Raw genomic sequence first — 20,991 nt, 5'->3', positions numbered from 1 at the left:
GGGGCGCCCCGGCGCGCGGCCCGTGTCCACGAATGCGGCATGACGCGGAAGTGTGACGAAACCGCCCGGTAGACGCGGCAACCGGGACGGGGTCCGCTCCCTCTAACGGTCCGTGATGAGCTTGACCGGTACTCCCTTCTTCGTGACCTCGATCGTGCTGGCCGCGGTGGCGGTACTGCTGCCGCTGGCGCTGTGGAGCAGGGTGCGCGGCCCGGCCCTGGTGCGGGGCGCCGTCCGGCTGGTGATGCTCGGCTTCGCGCAGGCGACCGCGCTCGTGGTCGTGTTCGTCGCCGTGAACAACGCCAACGGCCTGTACGGCAGCTGGGATGACCTGCTCGGAACGGGCGACCACGTCGAGGCTGCGGCCGACCTCGGCAAGGACGGCATGGGCGGGGTGCGCTTCGCCGACCTCCCGAAGAGCAGGGTGACGTTCAGGCGGGCGACCGACCCGCTCCTGGGCGAGGGCGTCCACGTCACCGATCTCACCGGGCAGGTGTCGGGCGTCCGGGGCGAGGTGTACGTCTGGCTGCCTCCGCAGTACGACGAACCCGCCTACCGGAACACGAAGTTCCCGGTCGTCGAACTGCTGCCGGGGTATCCGGGTTCGGCGAAGGCGTGGTTCGGCACGCTGAAGGTGCAGGAGCAGTTGCGGCCGATGATGGAGAGCGGAGAGGTGGCCCCGTTCATCCTCGTCGCCCCGCGCACGACTTTGCTCGGCCGCGTCGACACGGGCTGCGCCAACATCCCGGGCCGGATCAACGCGGACAGCTGGCTGAGCGTCGACGTCCGCAAGATGGTGATGGACAACTTCCGTGCGATGAACCGACCGGAGGGCTGGGCCGTGGCCGGATACTCCGCGGGCGGCCACTGCGCGGCGAAGCTGGCCGTGGCCCACCCGGACCGCTACCGCGCCGGGGTGAGCCTGTCCGGCTACAACGACCCCGCTGCGGAGAAGGCCTCGCTCGCCGGCCGGGACGAGGAACTGCGCCGCGCCAACGACCCGCTGAGCATCCTGGACTCCGCGACGACGCCGCCGCGGACCGCCCTGTTCGTCTCCGGCGCACGCGGCGACGGCTTCGAGTCCGGCCAGGCACTGCGCTCCGCCGCCAAGCCCCCGACGACGGTCGACGTGGTCGAGATCGGCGGCGCGCACGACACCGGTGAGTGGCGGCGGCAGGTCCCCGACGTCTTCTTCTGGCTGACCCGCCAGGTCGGCTACGAGCGGGGCACGACGCCGTCGGCGGCGGGCCGCTGACGGCGTCGTCGCCGACGGCCCGCGGCCCGGGCGGGCGGCGCTATTTGTCTGTAGGTTCCGATCTGAGATGTCGCCGGGCATCGCACTGACCTGCGTCTTCGTGTGACTGTCCAGGCGGTTTGTCGGTGGATTCGTCCAGCCGATCTGTCGGATTCCTCAGACGTACCGGGACACCGACGGAAGCCGTTGGTCAGGAGCTACGCCGGTGCTCCCGAAGATCGTTTCCCAAACCGTGCCGCCGATTTCTCCACGCCCCTGGACGGCGCTGGAAGCCCAGCTCGCGCCGATCACGGGCGCTGGCATTACCGCCCGCACCGAGAAGATGCAGGCGGACGGCACCGCCTCGATCTGGTTCACTAACCAGTTCTGCCCGCCCTGGCTTGACACCGTCCCCTCCATACGCTTGGCCCGGCCGGACGGGGAAGCACCTAGCCGTCGGTGAGGGCCTGGTGAAGTTCGACGGGCGCGGCTGGAAACCGGTCAGGGCCCACTAGCCGGCCCTGAGAGGCCTTCCGCGACGGGCAACCTGGGCCAACGCGTCGGCCATGCAGCACTCAGGACGTCTCTCAACTGGTCATTTGCAGAACTGGCGGCGATCGCCTCCTCGGCTCTAAGAAACAGCTGCAGGCATAGCTGTCCAGGGCGTATGATCACGGCCGTGAGTATCAGAAGAAATGTGTGCATGGAGATCACGGAGACCACGCACAACCAGGTGGCACTGCTGGCGCTGGCCTGGGGGGTCTCCGAGAGCGAGGCAGTACAGAGGCTGGTGGAGCACTTCCAGCGCTCTTCCACTCCCAAGAAGAGCGACCAGGGGGGGATGATCGATGTTTACGCCCTGTACGAAGGGGTGCGGATCGAGGGGCTTTACGATCCGGCGACGGAAAGTGTGACCGTGACGAACGGGCCGGCACAGGGACGGTACAAGTCTCCGAGTGGCGCAGCCGCTGCGGTGCTGCGTGCACAGAACCCCAAGGTGAGTGCGAGCCGGAACGGCTGGTCGTTTTGGATCATCGCAGAGACCGGTAGCCGGTTGCAGACCATCCGTCACTGAGCCGCGCTGGGTGCCGCACAGCACTAGCCGGGGCCGTGCGTTGCACGCCGCAGCGGCGAATTCCTCGCGAGTCTCGTTATCAAAACGAGATCAAAAAATCGTGGGTCGTCAAGTTAGTGGCAGCTTGTCAAGGTTGACGCATGACGGACCGTCAACTCCCTTAATCAGGACGCTGATCGCTCATCGTGCAGAATTCCCCTGCCTGAGCCCTCAGTAGGGTCCCTGATGACAGCCAAATAAAGGACCCCTCCGGCACATGGCCTGAGAAACCGTGCCGAGGGGGCCCTCTTTCGATTCCTTTTGCCGCTCTGCAACGGATTGGAGAACCACAGTGCATGCTAATCCCATGCCTCACGGGGATGTCGAACCCCCGGGACGCTGGCAGCGGACGATCAAGTGGCAGCGCCGCCAGATCAAGGTCATGAGCAGGCGATTCTTGCTCGGAGCTGCTTATGGTGCCGGGTCGGGGTGCGTGAGTCTGATCATCTTTTGGGCTCAGCGCCGTCTTTGAAAGCGGCGGCCCTGGCGGGGGCCCGCACAGGCCCCCGCCGGTCTCACTGAGCCCTTTCCAACCTCACGCGGAAGCGTGTTGAAGGATGAGGACGGCTTGGACGATCGCGGTGATGCGGTTGGTGCTGCAACGGATCTTTCGTAGGAGGCGCCAGCCATTCAGGGTGGCCATGGCCTGCTCGCCGAGGCATCGAATCTTGGCGTGTGTGCTGTTGTGCCGGCGCCGCCAACGACCTCTTGCAGGACAGCCGTAGACGGTGGCTGATCGGTGTCGTAGCCGTCAGCCTTGCCGTCAAAGACACCAGGAGCGGGAAGCCGGAGACGGCCGCATGGATCGAGTCGACCAACCCTGCGCCGGCCACGCCTGCCAGGTCCGCCTGAACAAGCCGCGCAAGCCAAACACCCCGCGACCAGCGGCCGCAGGGCTGTTCTATGTGCAGACGGTCGAGCCCCCGTGCCCGCCGAACCAACTCCGCGCTCACTGCTCAGGCAGTAGCCCACTCCTCTATGACCGATGCGGTTTCCTTGATACAGCTGTCAACGGCCTCGACGAACGATGCAGCGTCGTGCGACGGAAAATAGATCGGCACGAGTCCAAAGAGTGGCTGAGTTGCATCCACTCTCGCCAGGTCGACGCGAGAGTCTAGGTTGTAGTGCATCAGTGTGTTGCGGAACGGCTTTGCTGAGCGATCCATAATCAGGCTTGCCGACCACGTGCCCGTGATCTTCTCGATAATCCTTGTGGACTGCGTGGTGAGATCACCGGGTCGTTCGTCATGAAGCATCTGCAAGCTGCCAAGAACCTGGTACAGGGTCAGAAAGCGCATCTTGAATACGGTGTACTCGACCTCATTCGCATCTGCGCCCAGCCCGACCATCGAGTCGACGAAATTCATCAAACCCCGGAACACCATCAGTAGCCGGTTGATGTCTGGCGTACCCTTGCCATTGAATATCTGGCCGTAGTACTTAGTCGATCGAACGTCGTTGCCCCGCTGATCAAAGCGCATCGGGTCGAGATGACTCGCGAAGGTCTTCGCGCCTGAATCGGTCCTCGCGCCTAGCCCGCGGAAGTAACGGCCGTACTCTTCGTAGACGGATTGCAGATTCGGACCCGACCCCTCCTCCAGTAGTGCGACAGGATCAAATCCCAGATGGAACGTGGCGGCATGTGTTGTCGAGATAATCCTTCCGTCGTAGCTATAGAGACCCAAGTCTGTCTCTAGAAATCGGGCGGCCTTAAGCCACGTGTTGTTCAGGAACCTATCCGCGTGTGCAGGCGAGATCTCGTCACGGAAGTACGCAAGCTGCCCTTCAATGCCGCGCCGATTGTCCTCGAAAAGCTTCAAACTGTGGCGTGAACGCGCCACGATTGCTTCGACGTCAGCCGACAACAAGGCGGGCAAGGCGGGATCAATGCGCTTGAGCTTGCTATACGACTCATGTACAAACAGTGACAGGTACGGCGCCAAACAGAACATGATCGTACCGCTGTTCCCGGAGGCTCTCGATGCACCCAAATCGCGACTGAACCGGCCGACATAGGCAGCATCACTTCTTATGCCGAGCGCCACCACATCATCTTGAACTGTCATTATTCCCTTTTCTTTCGATCAGAATTATTCTCGGCGCACCTGACGTCAGGACATCATCACAATGGCCCAAGTCGTCCGTACGCTAAGGGTGGCTGCTAGTAAGAAGTCTTCACACCTACCCCTGACCTACTGGGTTCGCCTACGCTGGGTACTTCCTCATGAAGGCTTCTACTCCACCGATGAGCCGACGTACCTGATCGCGGTCGTAGTCGGCGTAGTCCCCGTGGGCTGCCTTGTTCCGGAGGTCCATCCAGGCGGTAACTTCCTTCTGCTGCAAGCCGTCGTACACTCCAGCCTTCTTGAGGTCGGCGTTCATGGTGTCGGCCTTCTTTGGCTTGCCTGCCACTGCCGTCGTCACATTGTTCTTCGCGCACAGAGCGCGCACATGAACTTCGAGGGACGTTCCCGTGATGACGGCTGCGGCGTCCTTGTATCCCTTGGCAAGCAGCCCCTCCGCCATTTCCAAGTAATCGCGGTAGGTATCGGCGTGCACCAGCTCGACGACCGATTCAACCCACCCGGCGACCAAATCGTCACGTAGTCCCAGTGCGACGATGCGCACTTCTCTGAGTCGATAAGGCTGTACTCTACGGCGGGCAGTGTCAAGCTGCTTCATATACATAGAGGTCGGTCGCGTAGCTCGCTCGATTGCGGCTTCGAGCCGGTTGCTGAGAACAACGGGGTCGTCTGCTCCGTCATGCAGGAGAGACCAGTTATCGTTCCGTGCGTAGTTTTCGGAAGCCTTGATCAGAAAGTTGAGCTGCTCGACTACCTTGTCGATGTTGGCCATCGTTTAGTCCCCTTGTCTGCGCGCTATGCCGAGTACTTCAGCATGAAGTCCCGCACGCCATCAATGAACATACGTACCTGGTGTTCGTCGTAGCTTTGGTAGTCACCGTGAGCCGCCTTGTTGCGCAGGTCCATCCAGGCCGTAATCTGCTTTTGCCGTAGTCCGTCATAGACGTCAGCCTTCTTCAGGTCGGCGTTCATGACGTCGGCCTTCTTCGGTGCACCACTGGCCAGTTCGGTGTCTACGCCATATTTAACACAGAGTGTTCGCACATGAACTTCCAATGACGTACCTGTGATGACAGCTGCGGCGTCCTTGTACCCCGACTGCAACAACGTCTCTGCCATATCCAGGTAATCGCTATGGGTGCCAGCGTGCACCATCTCAACAACTGTCTCCACCCATCCGGATGCCAGATCGTGATGGAGGCCAAGAGCAATGCTAAAGACCTCGCGAATCTTTAGCGAGGTTCGCTTTTGTTCCCGATAGACATCTAGCTGCCTTACGTAGCTACTACCAGGAGGTGCCAAGCGATCGATAGCGGCTTCGAGACGGCTCACAAGGAGCTTGGCTCGATCAGAGGCCAGTACTCCTTCGGTACGGATGCTAATCATTTCTCGGTACTCAGCAATAAGCTCATCAAGCTGAGCCATCATCCTCGCTACGTCCATCAACTCGCAGCCTCAGTGTGGTAGTTGATCATCGAAGAACGGATCAGGATATGGCCCGACAGCGCCCTCGCGCCAGTGGATTGCCGAGGTCCACCGAACCGGCGCGGCCTGTGCTAGGCCGTGCATCGAAAGTGGATCTTGGGCAGTGAGCCTTTCCAACCTGACGGATGGTTGGGCTGGCAGCCCCGGCGGCGGGCATGAAGAAAGCTCCTGGTAGACGGGTTCACGACGAAGGTCACCAGTCCGCCAGGAGCTTTCGCGTGCTTGTCTGCCCGTCCGGCATCGATCTGTCCAGCCGCACTCTGCGGCATCTTTCCGGTCTTCTCGCAGGTCACCGTCGTCGGATCGGTTCGCGCTGGCGCCGCCTAACCTGCGGTCGGCAGGCCCTGCTCGTCCTGGCCCACCTACGCTGCGGCGACACCTACGCCCGCCCTACCGCGGGCTTCCGCATCGGGATCGCCACGGCCTACCGCTACATACGCGAGGCCGTCGACCTACTGGCCGCCCTCGCGCCCACGCTGCAACAGGCCATGACGACCGTCCGGAAGAAGGCATACGTGATCCTCAACGGCACTGTGCTACCCATCGACCGTATCGCCGCCGACCAGCCGTACTACTCCGGGAAGAAGAAGCACCACGGGATGAACGTGCAAGTCCTCGCCGATCCCGCCGGGCGCCTGATCTGGGCCTCGGACGCACTGCCGGGAGCCACACACGAGCTGACCGCGGCCCGGAACCATGGCATACCCGCCGCCCTCGCCGTAGATGACATCAAGTGCTGGGCCGACAAGGCGTACCAGGGCGCCGGCCCTGCGATCCGTGTTCCGATCCGTGGCAAGCACCTCCGCGGCTGGCGCCGACACCACAACCGCGATCACGCCAAGATTCGCAGCCTCGGCGAACGCGCCATGGCCATACTCAAGTCCTGGCGGCTCGTGCGAAAGCTCCGCTGCAGCACCACCCGGATCACAGCCGCCGTCCGTGCCGTCGTCGCCCTCGAACTCGCCACCTGATCAAGATGGAAAAGGCTCACTGTCACCCAAGATCGACCTTACCGAGAACCGCTGTATCGATGTTCCCAGGTCGCACTTCCTCGAAGGTCAGCCCGGTGGTCTCCTTCCACCAGCGCCAGGCCCAGACCGAGCAGAGGTGGGCGCGTGAGCCGTAGGGCACCTCGACCGTGGTTCAGGTATGTCCGTCGCTCTCGTCGACTCCGTTTCCCTGGGAGGATATCCACGGCAATCGGACAAGCAAGCTGCTTTCTGAGTGCATCAGGGTGGTGAAGTGATCGACGAGCTTGCCAACGGCGATCGGGTCGTGGATAACGGCACCGACCTCCAGGTTGTCGTTGTACGCGTTGTCGGTGAGGTTCGCGCTGCCGAGTAGGACGGTGCTTCGGTCAGCAGCGATGACCTTGGCGTGCATGCTGCCGCGTCGGCCGCTGAAGCCGCGCCGCTCGGTGTTCGCCCATTGCCATAAGTGCACGTCCGGGTGGAAGCGCAGTGCGTGGAATGCGGTACGCCCGTCAGTCTCTCCGTGCAGCCTGCCGCCGGCGGAGCGCGCGGTCTCCAAGACCAGGTTCACGCTGACGCCACGGTCTGCGGCCTCTGTGATCTCGTCGACGATCTCCTGTATGCCGAATGCGGCGTAGCTGGTAAGCAGGAGCGTGCGGGTCGCCGACTGTATGACCTCGATTGCTGCGGATGTGGTGAGCCTGAGCGGCACGGTACCGCTCAGCGGGCCGGAGACGACGATGTCGACATGGTGGGAGGCGAGGTCCTGCTCGTAGCGGCAGATGGCAGCTTCGAGGGCTAGGGCCAGCGCGGGCCCCGGCAGTTGCGGATCGGCAGATCTCCAGGCGGACAGCAGCATAGCGGCGCGCGGCCCGAGTCCCGCGCCGGGATGCGCGGCGATGAGACGGGACTCTGTCTGATCGTCGGGAACTGTGATGGTGCGCAATGCCCTGGTCCAGGCTGCGAGATGGGTCTCGGGGAGGCTTGCGACGAGCTCAGAGATCACTTCGGGAAGGGGGATCGCGGCTTGGCCGACCTTGTGGCCGGTCATGGCGTGAAGAATCCGCCTGGCCGGCCGCTGAACGTCTCGACGAGCAGTTCGCGGTCCAGGAAATGGTTGCCTCGTTCGCAGGATGTTTCCGCGGCAAACAGGCAGGCGTGGCAGGCTGCGCCGTGCAGGCGGCCGTGGGCGACCGGGTTGTGGTCGGCGCACAGGGGGTCCGAGCCGCATAGCCGCGCGGCCTCGAGCGCTTGGTCGATCAGAGCGCCCAGCCGGTGTTGTCCGCCGAGGGTGACCAGGCCTCCGAGGGTGCCCTCGCTGTCGGGGGCCGCGGTGTAGAGCAGGATCCCGGCCATCGGGTCGTTGCCGGAGCGTGCGTAGATACGTTCGCCGATACCGGAGGCGCCGTAGCCGCACTCCAAAGCGAACTCGCGGATCAGGACGTGGGCGAAGGTGTGCAGCAGCAGGTAGCGGATGCCCGGCCACTCCGCAGCGGTCCGGCGCTGGGCGCACCACTTCCGATGTGCGGCTCTCAGGATGCCGGCGCGTCGGATGACGTCCGGGTTCTGTTCCCAGGTGGCGACCCGTTGTTCGTCGAAGCGAAGGAATATCCCCTCGCCGCGGGTCTCCGCACACGGCACCCAGCTCGGCGCAGAGCCGGTCAGCGGTGCGCGGTTCTCCTCCTGCACCGGCCCGCCACTGGTTGCGGATCCCCATTCCGGTGCGTCGATCCGGCTGAACCCGTACAGGGCTGATACCTCTCGGAGCCGCTTGACGAGCCGCACCTGGCTGAGCCAATTGCGGTGGGTGGGCGGTACGGGCTCGTTGCTGACGCTGAAATTAGGATGGTTCTGGGGACGGCCGGTGAAGGCGAGCCATTCCGGGCCGGCAATGTCCAGTGCGTCCACGTCCTCGACGGCGCCGGACTGTATTCCGTCACGGTGGCGGGCGATCGCGTTCAATACCTCGTCTGCGCCGAAGCGCTCGAGTTGCGGCCACATCACCTGGGTGGGCAGGACCAGGCGGGCGGTCTCGCGTGGCAGGCTCGCCACCACCTGCAGTCCGGCCCAGTGTTCGGCGACCGCGCTGTCCACCGGATTCTCGGCGTGCGGCAGGGAGAAGACCCGCAGCTGCATCGCGAACCAGCCGTTCGTGGCGCCTAGCGCCATGGTCCGGGTCTGCTCGGTACAGGGCTCGAAGGTCCCCAGGTGCGGGTGCCGGCCCCGGCAGGCCGGCAGGACGAGCTCGCTGCGGGTACCGATGGCCTCGGCCATGGAACGGGCCTTCACCTCACAGGAGCATTCGACGAAGATGTTCGCCGCCTCACCGGTGGTGCCGCGCTCGACCAGCTTCAGCGTGTGGTCCGGCCCGTGCGGCGCGCCGCGGTGGACGAAGTACATCCACGGGAAGTCGTCGAGATGCCCGGCCGGGCAGGCCGAGACGAACCTGGCCGGTACCGCGGTAGGCCGCCTGCGCCCGCTCTCGCGGCAGGAATGGACGTAGCGGGTCTGGTCGGGCGCAAAGCTGTTCGGCAGCAGATGAAAGAGCCCAGAGTCAGCCGGTGCGAGCCGGTTGCAGCGATTGTCGGTGCACCGCAGCCAGCCCGGAAACACCGCGACCGGAACGCCGATCCGCGACCAGGCGCCGCTGAAGTCGTTCGGGTCCTCCGGCGTGTACGGCGGCATCCGCAGGTTCTGGACCTGGTTGCCGAGCTTGCTGCGCACCGCCGCGAGTAGCCGTTCCTCGGGAACGATCGCGGCCTGCTCCAACGCCCACTCGTCGAGTCCGAGGATCATCACCGAGAGGTTCGGCAGGTCCGCGACCGCGCCGACTCCGTAGGTGTGCAGCAGCTGGCTGGGCCGCAGCTCCCCGACCCGCAGGTCGTCCGCCGGTCGTGAAACGCTCGTGGTGCTGGTCATGAGAGGTCCCCTTCCTGCCTGGCGCCATCAATATCCGGGGTCGTACGTGGGAGGAAGGGGTGTTTCTCATGGTCGTCGATGCTGCCCGGTGCAGCTCGCAGAACCAGACGGATGCCCGGCTCGACCTCGCGCAACGAGGTCGGACAGGTTGTGGGACCCCAGGGGCCGGCGTCCGGGCTGCGGAGCAGTCCCACAATGTCGTCGGCCTTGCCTTTGGCGTCGAAGGCAAGCCGGGTCGCCGGGCGGCGCTGCTCACGCGCCCACAGATCCAGGAGGCTGTCGAGTTCTTCGCGTACCCGAGCTGCGACGGTGCGATGGGTGGAGATCTCGCCCGCGCGGCGTTCGAGGTAGCGGACGATGTGGTCGGCCTTGCTGCTGTGCGTGTCGAAGGTCTGCGCGCCGAGGTTGCCGTTGTCGCTGGCGTCCAGGTTGCGGGCCAGCGCCACCAGGACACCGGCCAGGCCGCGGTCTATGGCGCGCTCGGCGAACGGGGTTACTGAGAGGGCCTCGACGTGCCGGTACACGGTGGAGTGGAAGTGCTCGAAGGTCTCGTAGTGGGACAGGTCCCGTGGGCGGGCCCAGTTGAACACGGTGAAGACGAGGCCCGGGGTGGCACGGCCGACGCGGCTGGTCGCCTGGATGTACTCGGCGGTGGACTTGGGTTGGTTGGCAACGACCATGACGCCGAGGCGGGAGACATCGACGCCAACGGCGATCATGCTGGTGGCCAGGAGCACGTCGATGGGCGTCAGCTTGTTCGCCTTGGGGAAGGTGTACTCCAGTTGATCAAGGATGTCCTTGATTTTCTCCGAGGTCAGCCGTGAGGTAAGTTCCTCGAGTCTCAAGTCGTAGCGCCGGGACAGACCACGCTCGTTGACGCGTTCCAGTCGGGTGGAGACGTCGTCTTCCACGGAGAGACGCATACCACCGAGATCGCGCAGGCTGTTGAAGTAGCCGACCAGCGTCATGTACGGGTCGGTCACCGGGTTGCTTCCGTACTTCTTGTGCACGGTCTGAGCGGCGGCGAGCACGGCGACGTACACGCGAATCATCGTGGACTTTGTGCGCACCCCCTGCGCGCAGATCCCGATGTAGCGGCGTCCTGGATGCGAGTCGGCAGACCGCTGACGGGCGAAGAAGCTGTCGCCGATCTCCAGGCCCTGCGGCGGGAAGACTTCGGTGCGCCGGTCGAACAGAGCGTGGATCTGCCGCTCCGCGCGGCGGACTGTGGCTGTCGAGGCGATCACCTTGGGCCGCACCGTCTTGCCCGGCGCGTACTCCCAGGTGGCCAACCGGTCCACGGCGGCCTCGTACAGGCCGGTCAGTGATCCCAGGGGGCCTGAAATCAGGTGCAACTCGTCCTGGACGATGAGATCCAGCGGACGCACCTGTGCGGCTGTGGTGAGTGCCGCGGACCGGTAGCGGCCCTCCGCGATGTGGCTGCCGGTCTCCCAGCTCTCATCCGCGATCTGCGCCGTGACATACCCGTGGCGTGAGCAGTGTCGTGACGCCCGCCCGAACAAGGCCTGGGTGCGCCCGTTCCAGGCCAGCTGCGCGAACTTGTCGACGGTCGCAATGACCAGGCTCGGTAGGACCCGGTAGATCTCCTCGTCGACCACGACGACCGGCAGGCCCTCCCCGTTCGGGTCCCAGCTACCGAACGGGCAGGAGAACAGCTCCGGACAGCGCAGGTAGGTGCGGCGAAGAGTCATGTCGACCTCGACGTCGCGTCCCTTCTCGATCTTCGTGCCGCACCACGGACAGCTGGTGAGCTGGTAGGGCGAGCCCGAATCCCGATTGGGCCGCCCACTGGCCTTCCGTACGTCCTTGACCCATTTATCGGCATGGTCGGTCGTGTTCGGAGAGACTTTTCCGCCGACCCACAACCCAATCCGGAACGGCTCCGTGCCCCACCGCGTCTCGTCCGCCCGGCGCAGGACCTCGCAAGCGCAGATCAGCGCAGTGGCGCGCTGGAACTGCTGGATCGTTAGCAGCCGAAGCGTGTAGCGCATGAGGACCGCAACCCCGTGGCACGCGTCGAGACCACCAAGATCGGGTCGAAGCCTGCGGATGGCCAGAGTGTAGGCAGTCAGACCGAGGTACGCCTCGGTCTTGCCACCACCGGTGGGGAACCACAGAAGATCCGCCACCGCCTCAGCCCCCGTGGCACGCTCCGGGTGCGCCGGATCCGTCAACGCAGGCAGGTTCAGCAACAGGAACGCGAGCTGGAACGGGCGCCAAGACCGGTGGACCGGCTGGTCCTCCTCGAAGAACACCCCCTCGACATCACGGGACGGGTCACGGCGCCGCGCCGCGGCGACCCGGGTGTGGATGCGCTGCAGGTGCATCGCACTGTTGGCGAACCGAAACGCGGTCAAAGCGTCGTCGTTCCCGAGTACCAGCTCGATCCCCGCTTCGATACGATCCGCTGCCCGTTTCGCATCCCTCAGCGCCTCACCCGCCTGGGTCTGGTACTCGTCAAGGTGCTGGCCCTCCTGCCCGACTCGAGCTTCGGACCGCCCGATCCATGCCCGGTAACCGGCCACCAGCGGCATCAGCCCAGCGCGCAGCTCTTGCCTTTCGCACGTGGCCAGCACCTTCATGTCGACCAGCAGGTCGGCCAACTCCGGCAAGTCCGGGTCAGTGTGTGCCGACGGGGCGTCGGTCTGCGCGATGTCATACTCCGGTGCGGCCTTCGTTCGAATTGCGACCGCCGTCATCGGATCGGTTTCACTTGCCGTCGCATGTACGCCGGTGGCGTGTCCCACCGCGAACTCCGGACTGAACCGATACGCCATCGCCAGACGTCGCTGCTCGGCCCGGTCTGCGCCGTCGCCGCCGGAACCAGGCTCGTGCCGGGGAAGGAACACCGCCGCGCCCTCAGCCCCGGTCGCCGAGAGTTCGGCCTGGAAAGCCCAGTGCCGTGCGGAGTTGGAATCGGTCTCGGTCGTGTTGACCAGGAACAGCGTGACCAGCCAGTCGTCCTCGAAGCGACGCACCCGTCCACGCAACACCATCTTCTCGTCCTCGCTGTCGAGAACGAGCGGCTCCACGGCACCCTCGACCAGCTTGACCGGGACCCTGCCGGCGTGCGGCTCACGCCGCCAGATCAGCTTCTCGACGCCTGGATCCGTCGAATGCGCGCGGACATAGCGTGCCCATTCCCCGGTCACTTCCAAGCGGTCTGCGTCACCGCGTACCCGCGCGGTGAACCCGATCGACGACGGACTCAGGCTCGGCACGTTCGGCGCATCCGCGTCCGGTGCCCCCTCGTCCGCGCCGGCCAGCCTGCTGTCGCCTAGCGGGGCGTCCAGCTCCTCCGGAAAGATCGTGGTGCCGTTCGGTGCGAGCCGCCCGAGCACATACCAATCCGTCGGAGCGTCCGCGACCTCCTCCATCTCGCCGCCCACCGGCCCGAGGAGGTCCCGCACCACCAGCTCGGCCAGCTCGTCCCGCACCGCACCAGGGGACGGGACAGCCAGGATCGGACCGCTCGACGGTGCGGTCGGCAACATGTCGCTCATGGACCACCACGATAGGGCGCGGCACTGACAAGACAGACGGATCGCTGCCAAGCAGCAGGCGGCTCCGCTACCAGAGCACGTCCCCGGGAGCGTGGGGTGGCTTGCTGGCCGCGGCCTTCCTGGGTTTTGCCGAACTCTTCTTGCTGTGGAGGCCGCGGCGAACCTCGTCTTCGTAGAGGGCATGGTTGAGTTCGAGCAGACGGTGGTTCATCTCGATCTGAACGTCAGGATCAACGGTCCAGCGCAGGCCGTGGACAGTCTCGTGGAAGCCGTGGTTCAGCGCGAGCGAAGTCCAACCGAATCGTGTTGCGAGAGGGTGCGCGAGGTAGGACGCGGAAACAGCCTCGTCGATTTCGACATGGATCTCGCGCAATCGTTGAATGTCGGTGTCGTGATTCGCCGGATTGTGGACTTCATTGTAAAGGTCGGTCATGCCTAGCTGCGGCGTGCGCGCCAACTGGACGTGGCGGCGGTAGGTGTCCAACTCCTCACCAGCAATGGCAATACGCTCGGTGAGATCCGGCTGGGGGAAGGTATCAAAGCCCTTCGATGGGGTGTAGCGGAGTCGTGTCTCCAGCGTTGATTCACCCTTTACGGTCCACCAATTGAAGTGCCAGGCGCTGCTCAAGAGCCCAAGCATCGCTGCAGGGTCAGGCGTATAGAAAACCACCATGGAGTCTGAGAAGACCTGACCATTTTTCACAATGCTTGGAAGACCGTACTTGCTGTGACGGCCGACGACAAGGACACGGTCGTGATCAGCGATGGCTCTCCGCATAACTGCGCGATCTTCTTCGTAGAGCCACCAGAGCACTGGAAGTTGATTGCGCAATTGGTAGCTTCCGTCTGCCTTTCTGCGCTGTCGCACTGGACGCACCTTCTCGTCAAGCACGGCAAAAGCCCCGGGATAGCGGCGTGCCTCCTCTTCACTCATGCCGGTGAAGTCAATCACCCAGCGCCTTGCCGACGAATCAGGACGGCCGTTTACGTCATCGTTAATCAGGTACGGGAAGATGACTTCTTTATTGCGACCATCCTCCGCAATAAGATCCTGCCTCTCCTCTTGCGTAAGCAAAAACCCCTTGCCATTTACGATGCAGCCCTGTGAATATTGACCCGCAAACTGCATGAGCTTATGGGGCTCACTAACAGTACGCACCGAAGTGGTCAGGCTATTTTCGATCCTATCGACCCTTTGGTTGTCTAGAATAATCGGCTCAGGGTCGCGGGATTGTCCAACCCAGACTAGTGCAACGTGCACGGCTGCCTCGCCCGGCCATGCTCGAGACTTGACGGCCCGATAAATGCAAGTGTCGCCGCCGATGACTTGATCAAGCCCGACTTGTCTGGTCTCGTTTTGCGCGATGGTCTTGGTTGCGATCATGCCCACGCGCCCACTCTGGACCAATGACGTTTCTTGCAGCAGGAAGTAGGCCACTATGTCAGCGCGTCCACCTGCAGTGAACCCCCGTGAAATCACTTCTCCAATATATGCTTGCGAATCGGTCCCGATTCTCTTGCCAAGCAGCTTGCCGCCCGAGAAGGGAGGGTTCCCCACCACAGCGTCGAAGTGACCTTTGTTCCGAAGAGGGGCGGCGAAAAGCTCAGGAAACTCCAGGGGCCAGTGCAGTGGACGCAAGGGAGCTGTACGCGGTCCACCGCTAGGACCGAGGAGCCAATTATCGATGATGGAACGGGACTCGACTGCTGCCTCACCGTCTCCCAGCAGTGCCCGTTCAACAAGGGGAGCGATAAAAGCAAGACGGTCGTTGTATGCGTCTTCGGACTTAGTCGTCGCTGTAGACAGCTTCGCCGCTACCACAGCGTCTGCAGCGAGCCTCAGCTGTTCGGTCAAGGACTCCGCCTCGGCGAGCTTCGCCGCTTTCTGCCGCGCATCGCGGATGTCGAAGACCTCATGCTCCTCAATCTCACGACGCAGTTCCGCAGCTTGTGACAACCGCGGGCCGATGACCCTGTCGATCTCATCGGTGAGGCGGATTTTCATCCGGCCTTCGCTGGGCACGAGGTGGAAGGCCTCAATCTGTTCCACCGTGAGGCAGCCGATGAGGGAGTCACCGCAGCGCAGTGCGTGGTCGACGAAGTTGAAGGGCCGGCCTTTGGCGAGGGTGACCAGCCACAGCGAGAGCTTGGCGAGCTCCACCGCCATCTCGTCTTTGTCGACGCCGTACAGGCAGCGGTCGGCGACCATGCGGCGGGCTTCGAGGAGCAGGGCGTCACGGTCCTCGAGCTGTGCTCCCAGGCGCGCGGCGACCGTCTCCGGCACTCCGTCTCGGTCCCATGCTTCGACGACCCGTTCGGATAGGTACCGGCACGCCGAGACCAGGAACGCTCCGGAGCCCATCGCGGGGTCGAGGATTTTGAGCGCCAGGAGTTCCGAGGCCGGCCGTACTCGCCACTCGGCCGGTTGGGTGCCGTCGGCGGGGCGCGGGATGCCGTCCGGAGAGCCGGGTGAGAAGCAGAGTGGGTCGAGGGTGTGGAGCACGATCTCTTCGGCGAGGGCTCGCGGGGTGTAGTGCGTGCCCGAGTCGCGTCGGTCGCCGACCTGGGTGACGATGACCGTCTCGGCGGGGTGAACGACCGGCTCGTCGCGCAGGTCGGGGCGCAGCAGGCCGAAGAACGGCCTGACGCGGGCGGCAAGTTCAGGGTCATTGTCGCAGGCCGCGTCAAGCTGGCCGATCTCTTCCCCGGTCGGTTCGGTGGCCAGTGCGGTGGTGAACTGCTTGTCTGTCAGTCCGGCGAGCTTGGTTACCTCGGCCTGGAGGCGTCCGGTGGCGTGCCAGGTTTCGAGGTCGGCGAGCTTGGCGGTGCTGCCGGACTTGCCCTTGAGTCCGAGGTGTGTCTCGTCGAGGCGTACGGCGGAGTATTCGAGGAGGCCTTCGTAGACGTGGCCGATCTGTTCGACGTCGAGGCCCTTGTAGGAGAGGCGTTCCGGTGGCGCGCTCTTGCCGGTCCTGGTGGTGCGCTTGAGCATGATCAGCGCTTCGAGCATGGCGAAGACGACGCGGTCGCTGACCTTCAACCTTTCCAGCCACGGGAACCTGCTCGGGTCGAACAGTGATCCGCCGTACGCGGGGATCCACATGTCCGGGTGGCGGGCGCCGCCGTGGATGGCCCGGAAGGTGGCGAGCAGGGTGGGCCAGGCGGCCCACTCTCGGTCCGCGATGGTGGCGTCGTCCTGGTTGAGGCGCTCGTAGAGCTTGGTGACCGAGTAGGACTCCGCGTACAGCTCGTCGTCGGCGGGCAGTAGCGCCTGCTCCTCTGCGTAGAGGAGGAAGACGACGCGCATCATGGCTGTCAGGGCGGCGCGGTAGACGGTGCGGGGGGCGACGTCCGTCAGCACCGTGCCGCCGGCCTCGCGGTCGCGGCGGGAGAGCTCGGCAATGAGGAGTTCCACGGCCGCGCGGACCTGCCGGCCGAGAGTCTTGGTGACGGCAGTGGTGTCCTGGGCGGTGCGGGTGAACAGGGCGCTCAGGGAGTTGGTGTCCTTGCCGTCGCGGTCCTTTGGAGCGATCGCGGCGCAGCGGGCTCCCAGCAGCGAGACGAAGGCGCGCAGTAGCAGTGGCTCTTCGGACCAGAGGTCGGCGTCGAAGACGGCGACGGACGTCGGCGTCGAGGGTCGTGCGTGGACCAGGGCCCATAGGCGCCCGTTGGTGAGCAGCGCGAGGGGGACGGCGCGCCGTCGGCACAGTTCGGCAGCCTGCTCGACCAGTGACGGCAGGCTCTTTCGGGCGCGGGTGAGGGATTCGCCCCAGGGGCGGCGGTAGATCAGGGCGCGTTCGGCTACGCCGGGCAGGCCGCTGGTCGGGTCGGCCGGGCCCATCAGCAGCGCGTCGGGGACGGTGCCGGAGCCTTCGGTGAGTTCGCGTGGCAGCATCGAGCCCTGGCGCAGCCCTTGCCCGCGGTAGTCGAGCAGTTCATCCAGGACGAGATTCTGCCAGGCGGAGCACAGGGTTTCCGGCGCGGCCTGAAGCTCGGCCCACGCCTGCCGGAGGCGGGCCCGGATCGCGGTTTCGACGACGTCGAGGCCCTGCGGGAATGCCTCGGCGAGGATCTTCGCGCTGATGAAGGGGCCGTCCGCGCGCAGTAGGTTGAGCCACTCGCCGTGCTGCTCGATCGGGGTCTGCTGCTTGGGTTTCGAGGTGCGGGTGCGTGCTGGCATCAGCGGCCTGCCTGGTGTGCGGTAGCGCTTACGGTCAAGGAGGCGGGGACAAGGAAGGTGACCGCGGCGGGGAAGCGGCGGGCGACCGGGTCGGCGTAGCGGTGGCGCAGGGCAGCGGCCTCCGAGTCGCGCTGTGCGGGGATGGCCGCGAGGCGTGCCTCCAATTCCGTGTGGTCCTTTTTGAGTTGCTCGCGCTCCGGGTCGACGGTGAGCAGAGAGATCTGCTGCCACTGCGGGCTGGAGTCCAGGGATTCGCGGATGTTGCGTTCCAGTTCGGTCAACACCGTCTGCATCGCCTTGACGTCCTCTTCGCAGCGCTTGGCCAGGGCCTTGCGCTGCTTGCGTACGATTTTGTTGGACTCGACCGCCAGTGCCTTGCCGAGGGGTGCCTCCAGTGCCCCCCACAGTCCGGCGAGCCGGTCGAGGAGCTCGGGCGGTGGTGCGTCCTGCGACGCGGCGGCGAGCCAGCGCTCCAGGACGTCGGAGTCCTTCTCCACGGCCAGCTTGCCGTGCTCGATCAGTCCACCGGCCAGGGCGATCTGCTCGTGCAGGCGCACGCCGCGGTTTCCGGTGATCACGACACGGCCGTGTGCAATTACCGCCGGGCTGCGCAGCAGGTCACCGGGGACGACGCGGGCGGTGACCCGGGTCAGGTGGTCGCCGTGCTCGCCCTGGGACCACAGTTCGGCGCGCAGCAGGCGCAGGCACAGGTCGACCAGGGGATGGTTCAGGTGCAGCAGCACGACGTCGGTGCGACCAGCGTAGTCCTGGTCGAAGGTTACCGGGCGCTCCTTGCCGCTCACCGGGTGCCGCAGGCCGTTGTTGCGGGCCTGCGCCCAATCTCCCTTGAGTTCCGGAAGCCTGAAGCAGCGCGCAGCAACCTTCTTGGGCGACGGCATGTCGATCAAGTCCTTGTTGTGGGCCAGCCGCAGCGCGGTGCGCACCACCCGCTCGATCGTCTGCGGGCTCAGGTTCAGCTCGGTGCGGGTCCAGGTGAGCTGGTCCTGGGCCTGCTGCAGGTCGTGCGCCAGATCCCGTTCGATCTTCAGTACGGCCTTACCGGCTCGGCGCTGGATCTCCCGGTCGGTGGTCTGCCAGCTGGAGCGCCTGCCGAGCATCTTCTGCTCAACCTGGCTGGCGATCACGTCTCCGGCGCTGCCGAGGTCGGTGCGGATCTGTTCGACCTTGCGGACCGCGACGCCGAGGAACGCCATCGCGTCCTCCAGGGTGCCTTCGGTGAATCCGGTGTCCTCCTCACGCTGCCGATCCCAGCCCTGGGGGACGAAGTGCACGATCTCGACCTTCGCGGCGGTCTGTCCGTGCCGATCCACTCGGCCGTTGCGCTGTTCGAGACGGTTGGGGTTCCACGGGATTTCCCAGTGCAGCACGCGATGGCAGTGGTTCTGCAGGTTGATGCCCTCGCTCGCAGAGTCGGTAGCGAGCAGGATGCGCACCGGGTCGACATCCAGGTCGTCCTGGAAGACGTTCTTGACGCGCTCGCGTTCGTCAAGGTCCTGGCCGCCGTAGAGCTGGGCGATGGCCTCGTGGGGGATCCCGGCGCTGATCAGCCGTTCGTACAGCCAGCGCTGCGTGTCGCGGTACTCGGTGAACACGATGACCCGCTCGCCGTCCCAGCGGCCCTTCACACCGTCGGCACCCATCTCGTTCCGCTGCACGTTCTTGCGCAGCCAGCCGAGGAACGCGGTGAACTTACCGTCGGCCTTGTCCGAGTTGCGCAGCCCCCAGTCGCGCAGCTCCTCCAGGAGGGTCTTCTCGGCAGGGGACAGCGGCGGGACGAACCGGCGGGCGGTGGTGAGGGCCTCCCGCGCGGCCTCCTCGAAGGCGGTGTCGTCCTCCGCCGTCTCGTCCAGCTGCTCGATCATCTTGACCAGGATCTTCTCCGACGTCGTGTGCGCGCCGGAGTCACCATCCCGCTCGAGCTCGTCCTGCCGCTCCCGGGCCAGCATCGTCTGCAGATGGGCCTCCACCGTGTTGGCGAAGGCCTTCGGGCTGGACAGGAAGCGGCGCTTGAGGAGCGTGACGACGAAGTCCGCGGCGCGGCTCGGAGCTATGCCTGCCAGCGTCAGCTGCCCGTTGACCGCCTCTCGGCGGGACTGCGCGTACTGATCAAGCTTCGCGTAGGCATCGCGGGTGGCGGAGTCGTAGGCGACCTCCAGGGGATGGTCGAGGTCGCGCTCCGGGAAACGCGGGCTGCCGTCCCAGTTCGGCGGCAGGTCCCTCTTCAGCCTGCGCACCATCACCTGGGCCTTGGCCTCCTCCGAGGGCTTGAGCGTGCGGGCGAAGCGGTGGCTGTCGAGCAGTGCCAGCAGTGCGGTGAAGGATTCCAGGTAGCCGTTGTGCGGGGTGGCCGAGAGGAACAGCCGGTGCTCGGTGTGCGGGGCCAGAGTCTTGATCGCGTTCGTGCGCTGAGAGTCGACCGCGTACCTCCCCGAGCCCGAGGGCGCGCAGGTGTGCACCTCGTCGACCACGAGCAGATCGAAGGTCCGCGGGTACTGGGGCACCGGCGGCAGGATCGAGCGCAGTAGCGCCAGCGGCCGCTCGCGCTTGAGCCAGTCGATCGAGACGATCAAGCGCGGATAGTGATTCCACGGGTTCTCGTACAGGCTGCGTGACCGTCGCAGCTCCTTCAGCAGCTCCGCGTCCACGATCTTGAAGGTGAGACCGAACTTGTCCCGCATCTCATCGCGCCATTGCAGGGTGAGTGACGCAGGGCACACGATCAGCATCGTCCGGGCCCGGTGCCGCAGCTTCAGCTCTTGCATCACCAGACCGGCTTCGATGGTCTTTCCAAGGCCGACGTCGTCCGCGATCAGCAGGTTCGTACGCGGCATCTGCAGCGCCCGCACCACTGGGTCGAGCTGATAGTCCTCCGGCTTGACCCCGGAACGGAAGGGCGCCTGCAACAGCGTCTTGTCTGCCGTCGCCACCGCACCCCAGCGCACCGCGTCCAGAAAGGCGTCCAGCTTCGCCGGATCGTCGAACCCTGCAGTCGGAGAGGGCAGGGCGTGCTGCTCGCGAGCCGTGGCACCGGGCTCCAGCTCCCACAGGACGCGAAGCTCCTCGTCGCCAGCGTCACCGTCCACGGAGACCAGAGAGACCAGGTGCTGGGCTTCGGCGAGTAGTGGGCTGCCCGGCTGCTCGACTGTGATCGAGGAGCGCTCCACCGCCGTGGCCACCCATTGACGGTTGCGTACGGTGACCAGCTGTCCTACGGCCGGCACCGTAGCATCGTGCGTGAACATGTCCGCTTCGTCACGCTCTTCGACACCCACCCGCGCCATACTCTCCGCCCCTGGATCACCTACTGCTCCCTGTGCATCCTGCCACGAGCCTGAGGGCTGCCCCAGATCCTGGGAGACGGTGAACAGCAACAGCTCGGAAAGCCAAGCGGTTTCCCATGATTTTGAACAGCAGAAACCTGCGTGCATGGACAAAGCGGCCTACAAGGTGCCCAGGTAG

The 20,991-nt window shown here is 65.0% G+C and carries 12 protein-coding genes and 1 pseudogene; 4 read left to right on the top strand and 9 right to left on the bottom strand.

What is annotated here, in order from left to right:
* Positions 1-115: 115 nt before the first annotated feature.
* The 3 genes from BLT82_RS18650 to BLT82_RS18640 all read left to right on the top strand — a co-directional run bounded on the left by BLT82_RS18650 (position 116) and on the right by BLT82_RS18640 (position 2,309).
* A complete protein-coding gene (locus BLT82_RS18650; protein WP_093656249.1) occupies positions 116-1,255 on the top strand; it encodes an alpha/beta hydrolase in 1,140 nt (379 codons plus the stop codon).
* A gap of 205 nt (positions 1,256-1,460) precedes the next feature.
* Positions 1,461-1,697: a hypothetical protein gene (locus BLT82_RS18645; protein WP_208867975.1), complete on the top strand. Its 237-nt coding sequence runs from the start codon at positions 1,461-1,463 to the stop codon at positions 1,695-1,697.
* 240 nt (positions 1,698-1,937) lie between these two features.
* A complete protein-coding gene (locus BLT82_RS18640; RefSeq protein ID WP_093656247.1) occupies positions 1,938-2,309 on the top strand; it encodes a hypothetical protein in 372 nt (123 codons plus the stop codon).
* A gap of 574 nt (positions 2,310-2,883) precedes the next feature.
* Here BLT82_RS18640 and BLT82_RS37990 read toward each other — a convergent pair.
* The 4 genes and pseudogenes from BLT82_RS37990 to BLT82_RS37590 all read right to left on the bottom strand — a co-directional run.
* Positions 2,884-3,063, bottom strand: a pseudogene (locus BLT82_RS37990) (IS5/IS1182 family transposase); the annotation flags it as partial.
* Positions 3,064-3,304: 241 nt separating this feature from the next.
* Positions 3,305-4,414 (bottom strand): hypothetical protein, encoded by a 1,110-nt coding sequence (locus BLT82_RS18630; RefSeq protein ID WP_143041505.1) that lies wholly within the window; start codon positions 4,412-4,414, stop codon positions 3,305-3,307.
* 139 nt (positions 4,415-4,553) lie between these two features.
* Positions 4,554-5,204 carry a hypothetical protein gene (locus tag BLT82_RS37985; RefSeq protein ID WP_244292035.1) on the bottom strand — a complete coding sequence of 217 codons (651 nt, stop codon included), beginning with the start codon at positions 5,202-5,204 and terminating at the stop codon, positions 4,554-4,556.
* Positions 5,205-5,227: 23 nt separating this feature from the next.
* The gene (locus BLT82_RS37590; protein ID WP_208867985.1) at positions 5,228-5,860 is read right to left on the bottom strand and encodes a hypothetical protein; all 633 of its coding nucleotides are present in this window, start codon (positions 5,858-5,860) and stop codon (positions 5,228-5,230) included.
* Positions 5,861-6,135: 275 nt separating this feature from the next.
* On the opposite strand from BLT82_RS37590, the gene BLT82_RS18615 reads away from it, so the two are divergent.
* Positions 6,136-6,888 carry a transposase family protein gene (locus BLT82_RS18615; protein WP_093656243.1) on the top strand — a complete coding sequence of 251 codons (753 nt, stop codon included), beginning with the start codon at positions 6,136-6,138 and terminating at the stop codon, positions 6,886-6,888.
* Between the two features lie 172 nt (positions 6,889-7,060).
* Here BLT82_RS18615 and drmC read toward each other — a convergent pair whose 3' ends face one another.
* The 5 genes from drmC to drmD form a co-directional block, all read right to left on the bottom strand.
* Complete coding sequence (gene drmC / locus BLT82_RS18610; RefSeq protein ID WP_093656241.1) at positions 7,061-7,939, bottom strand: DISARM system phospholipase D-like protein DrmC; 879 nt, start codon at positions 7,937-7,939, stop codon at positions 7,061-7,063.
* Positions 7,936-9,807, bottom strand: coding sequence for a DUF1998 domain-containing protein (gene drmB / locus BLT82_RS18605; RefSeq protein WP_093656239.1), 1,872 nt, complete (start codon positions 9,805-9,807; stop codon positions 7,936-7,938). The genes drmC and drmB overlap by 4 nt, the downstream gene beginning before the upstream one ends.
* Positions 9,804-13,331 carry a DISARM system helicase DrmA gene (drmA, locus tag BLT82_RS18600; RefSeq protein WP_208867974.1) on the bottom strand — a complete coding sequence of 1,176 codons (3,528 nt, stop codon included), beginning with the start codon at positions 13,329-13,331 and terminating at the stop codon, positions 9,804-9,806. Before drmA ends, drmB begins: the two co-directional genes overlap by 4 nt.
* A 67-nt stretch (positions 13,332-13,398) precedes the next feature.
* Positions 13,399-17,511, bottom strand: a complete 4,113-nt coding sequence (locus BLT82_RS18595; RefSeq protein ID WP_093656237.1) for an Eco57I restriction-modification methylase domain-containing protein — start codon at positions 17,509-17,511, stop codon at positions 13,399-13,401.
* Positions 17,511-20,753, bottom strand: coding sequence for a DISARM system SNF2-like helicase DrmD (gene drmD / locus BLT82_RS18590; RefSeq protein ID WP_244292034.1), 3,243 nt, complete (start codon positions 20,751-20,753; stop codon positions 17,511-17,513). The genes BLT82_RS18595 and drmD overlap by 1 nt, the downstream gene beginning before the upstream one ends.
* Positions 20,754-20,991: the final 238 nt, after the last annotated feature.

The sequence above is a fragment of the Streptomyces wuyuanensis genome, from assembly GCF_900103455.1.
Lineage (GTDB): Bacteria > Actinomycetota > Actinomycetes > Streptomycetales > Streptomycetaceae > Streptomyces > Streptomyces wuyuanensis.
The sequence above is the reverse complement of the archived record's forward strand: the minus strand, read 5'-3'. Positions and strand labels throughout refer to the sequence as shown.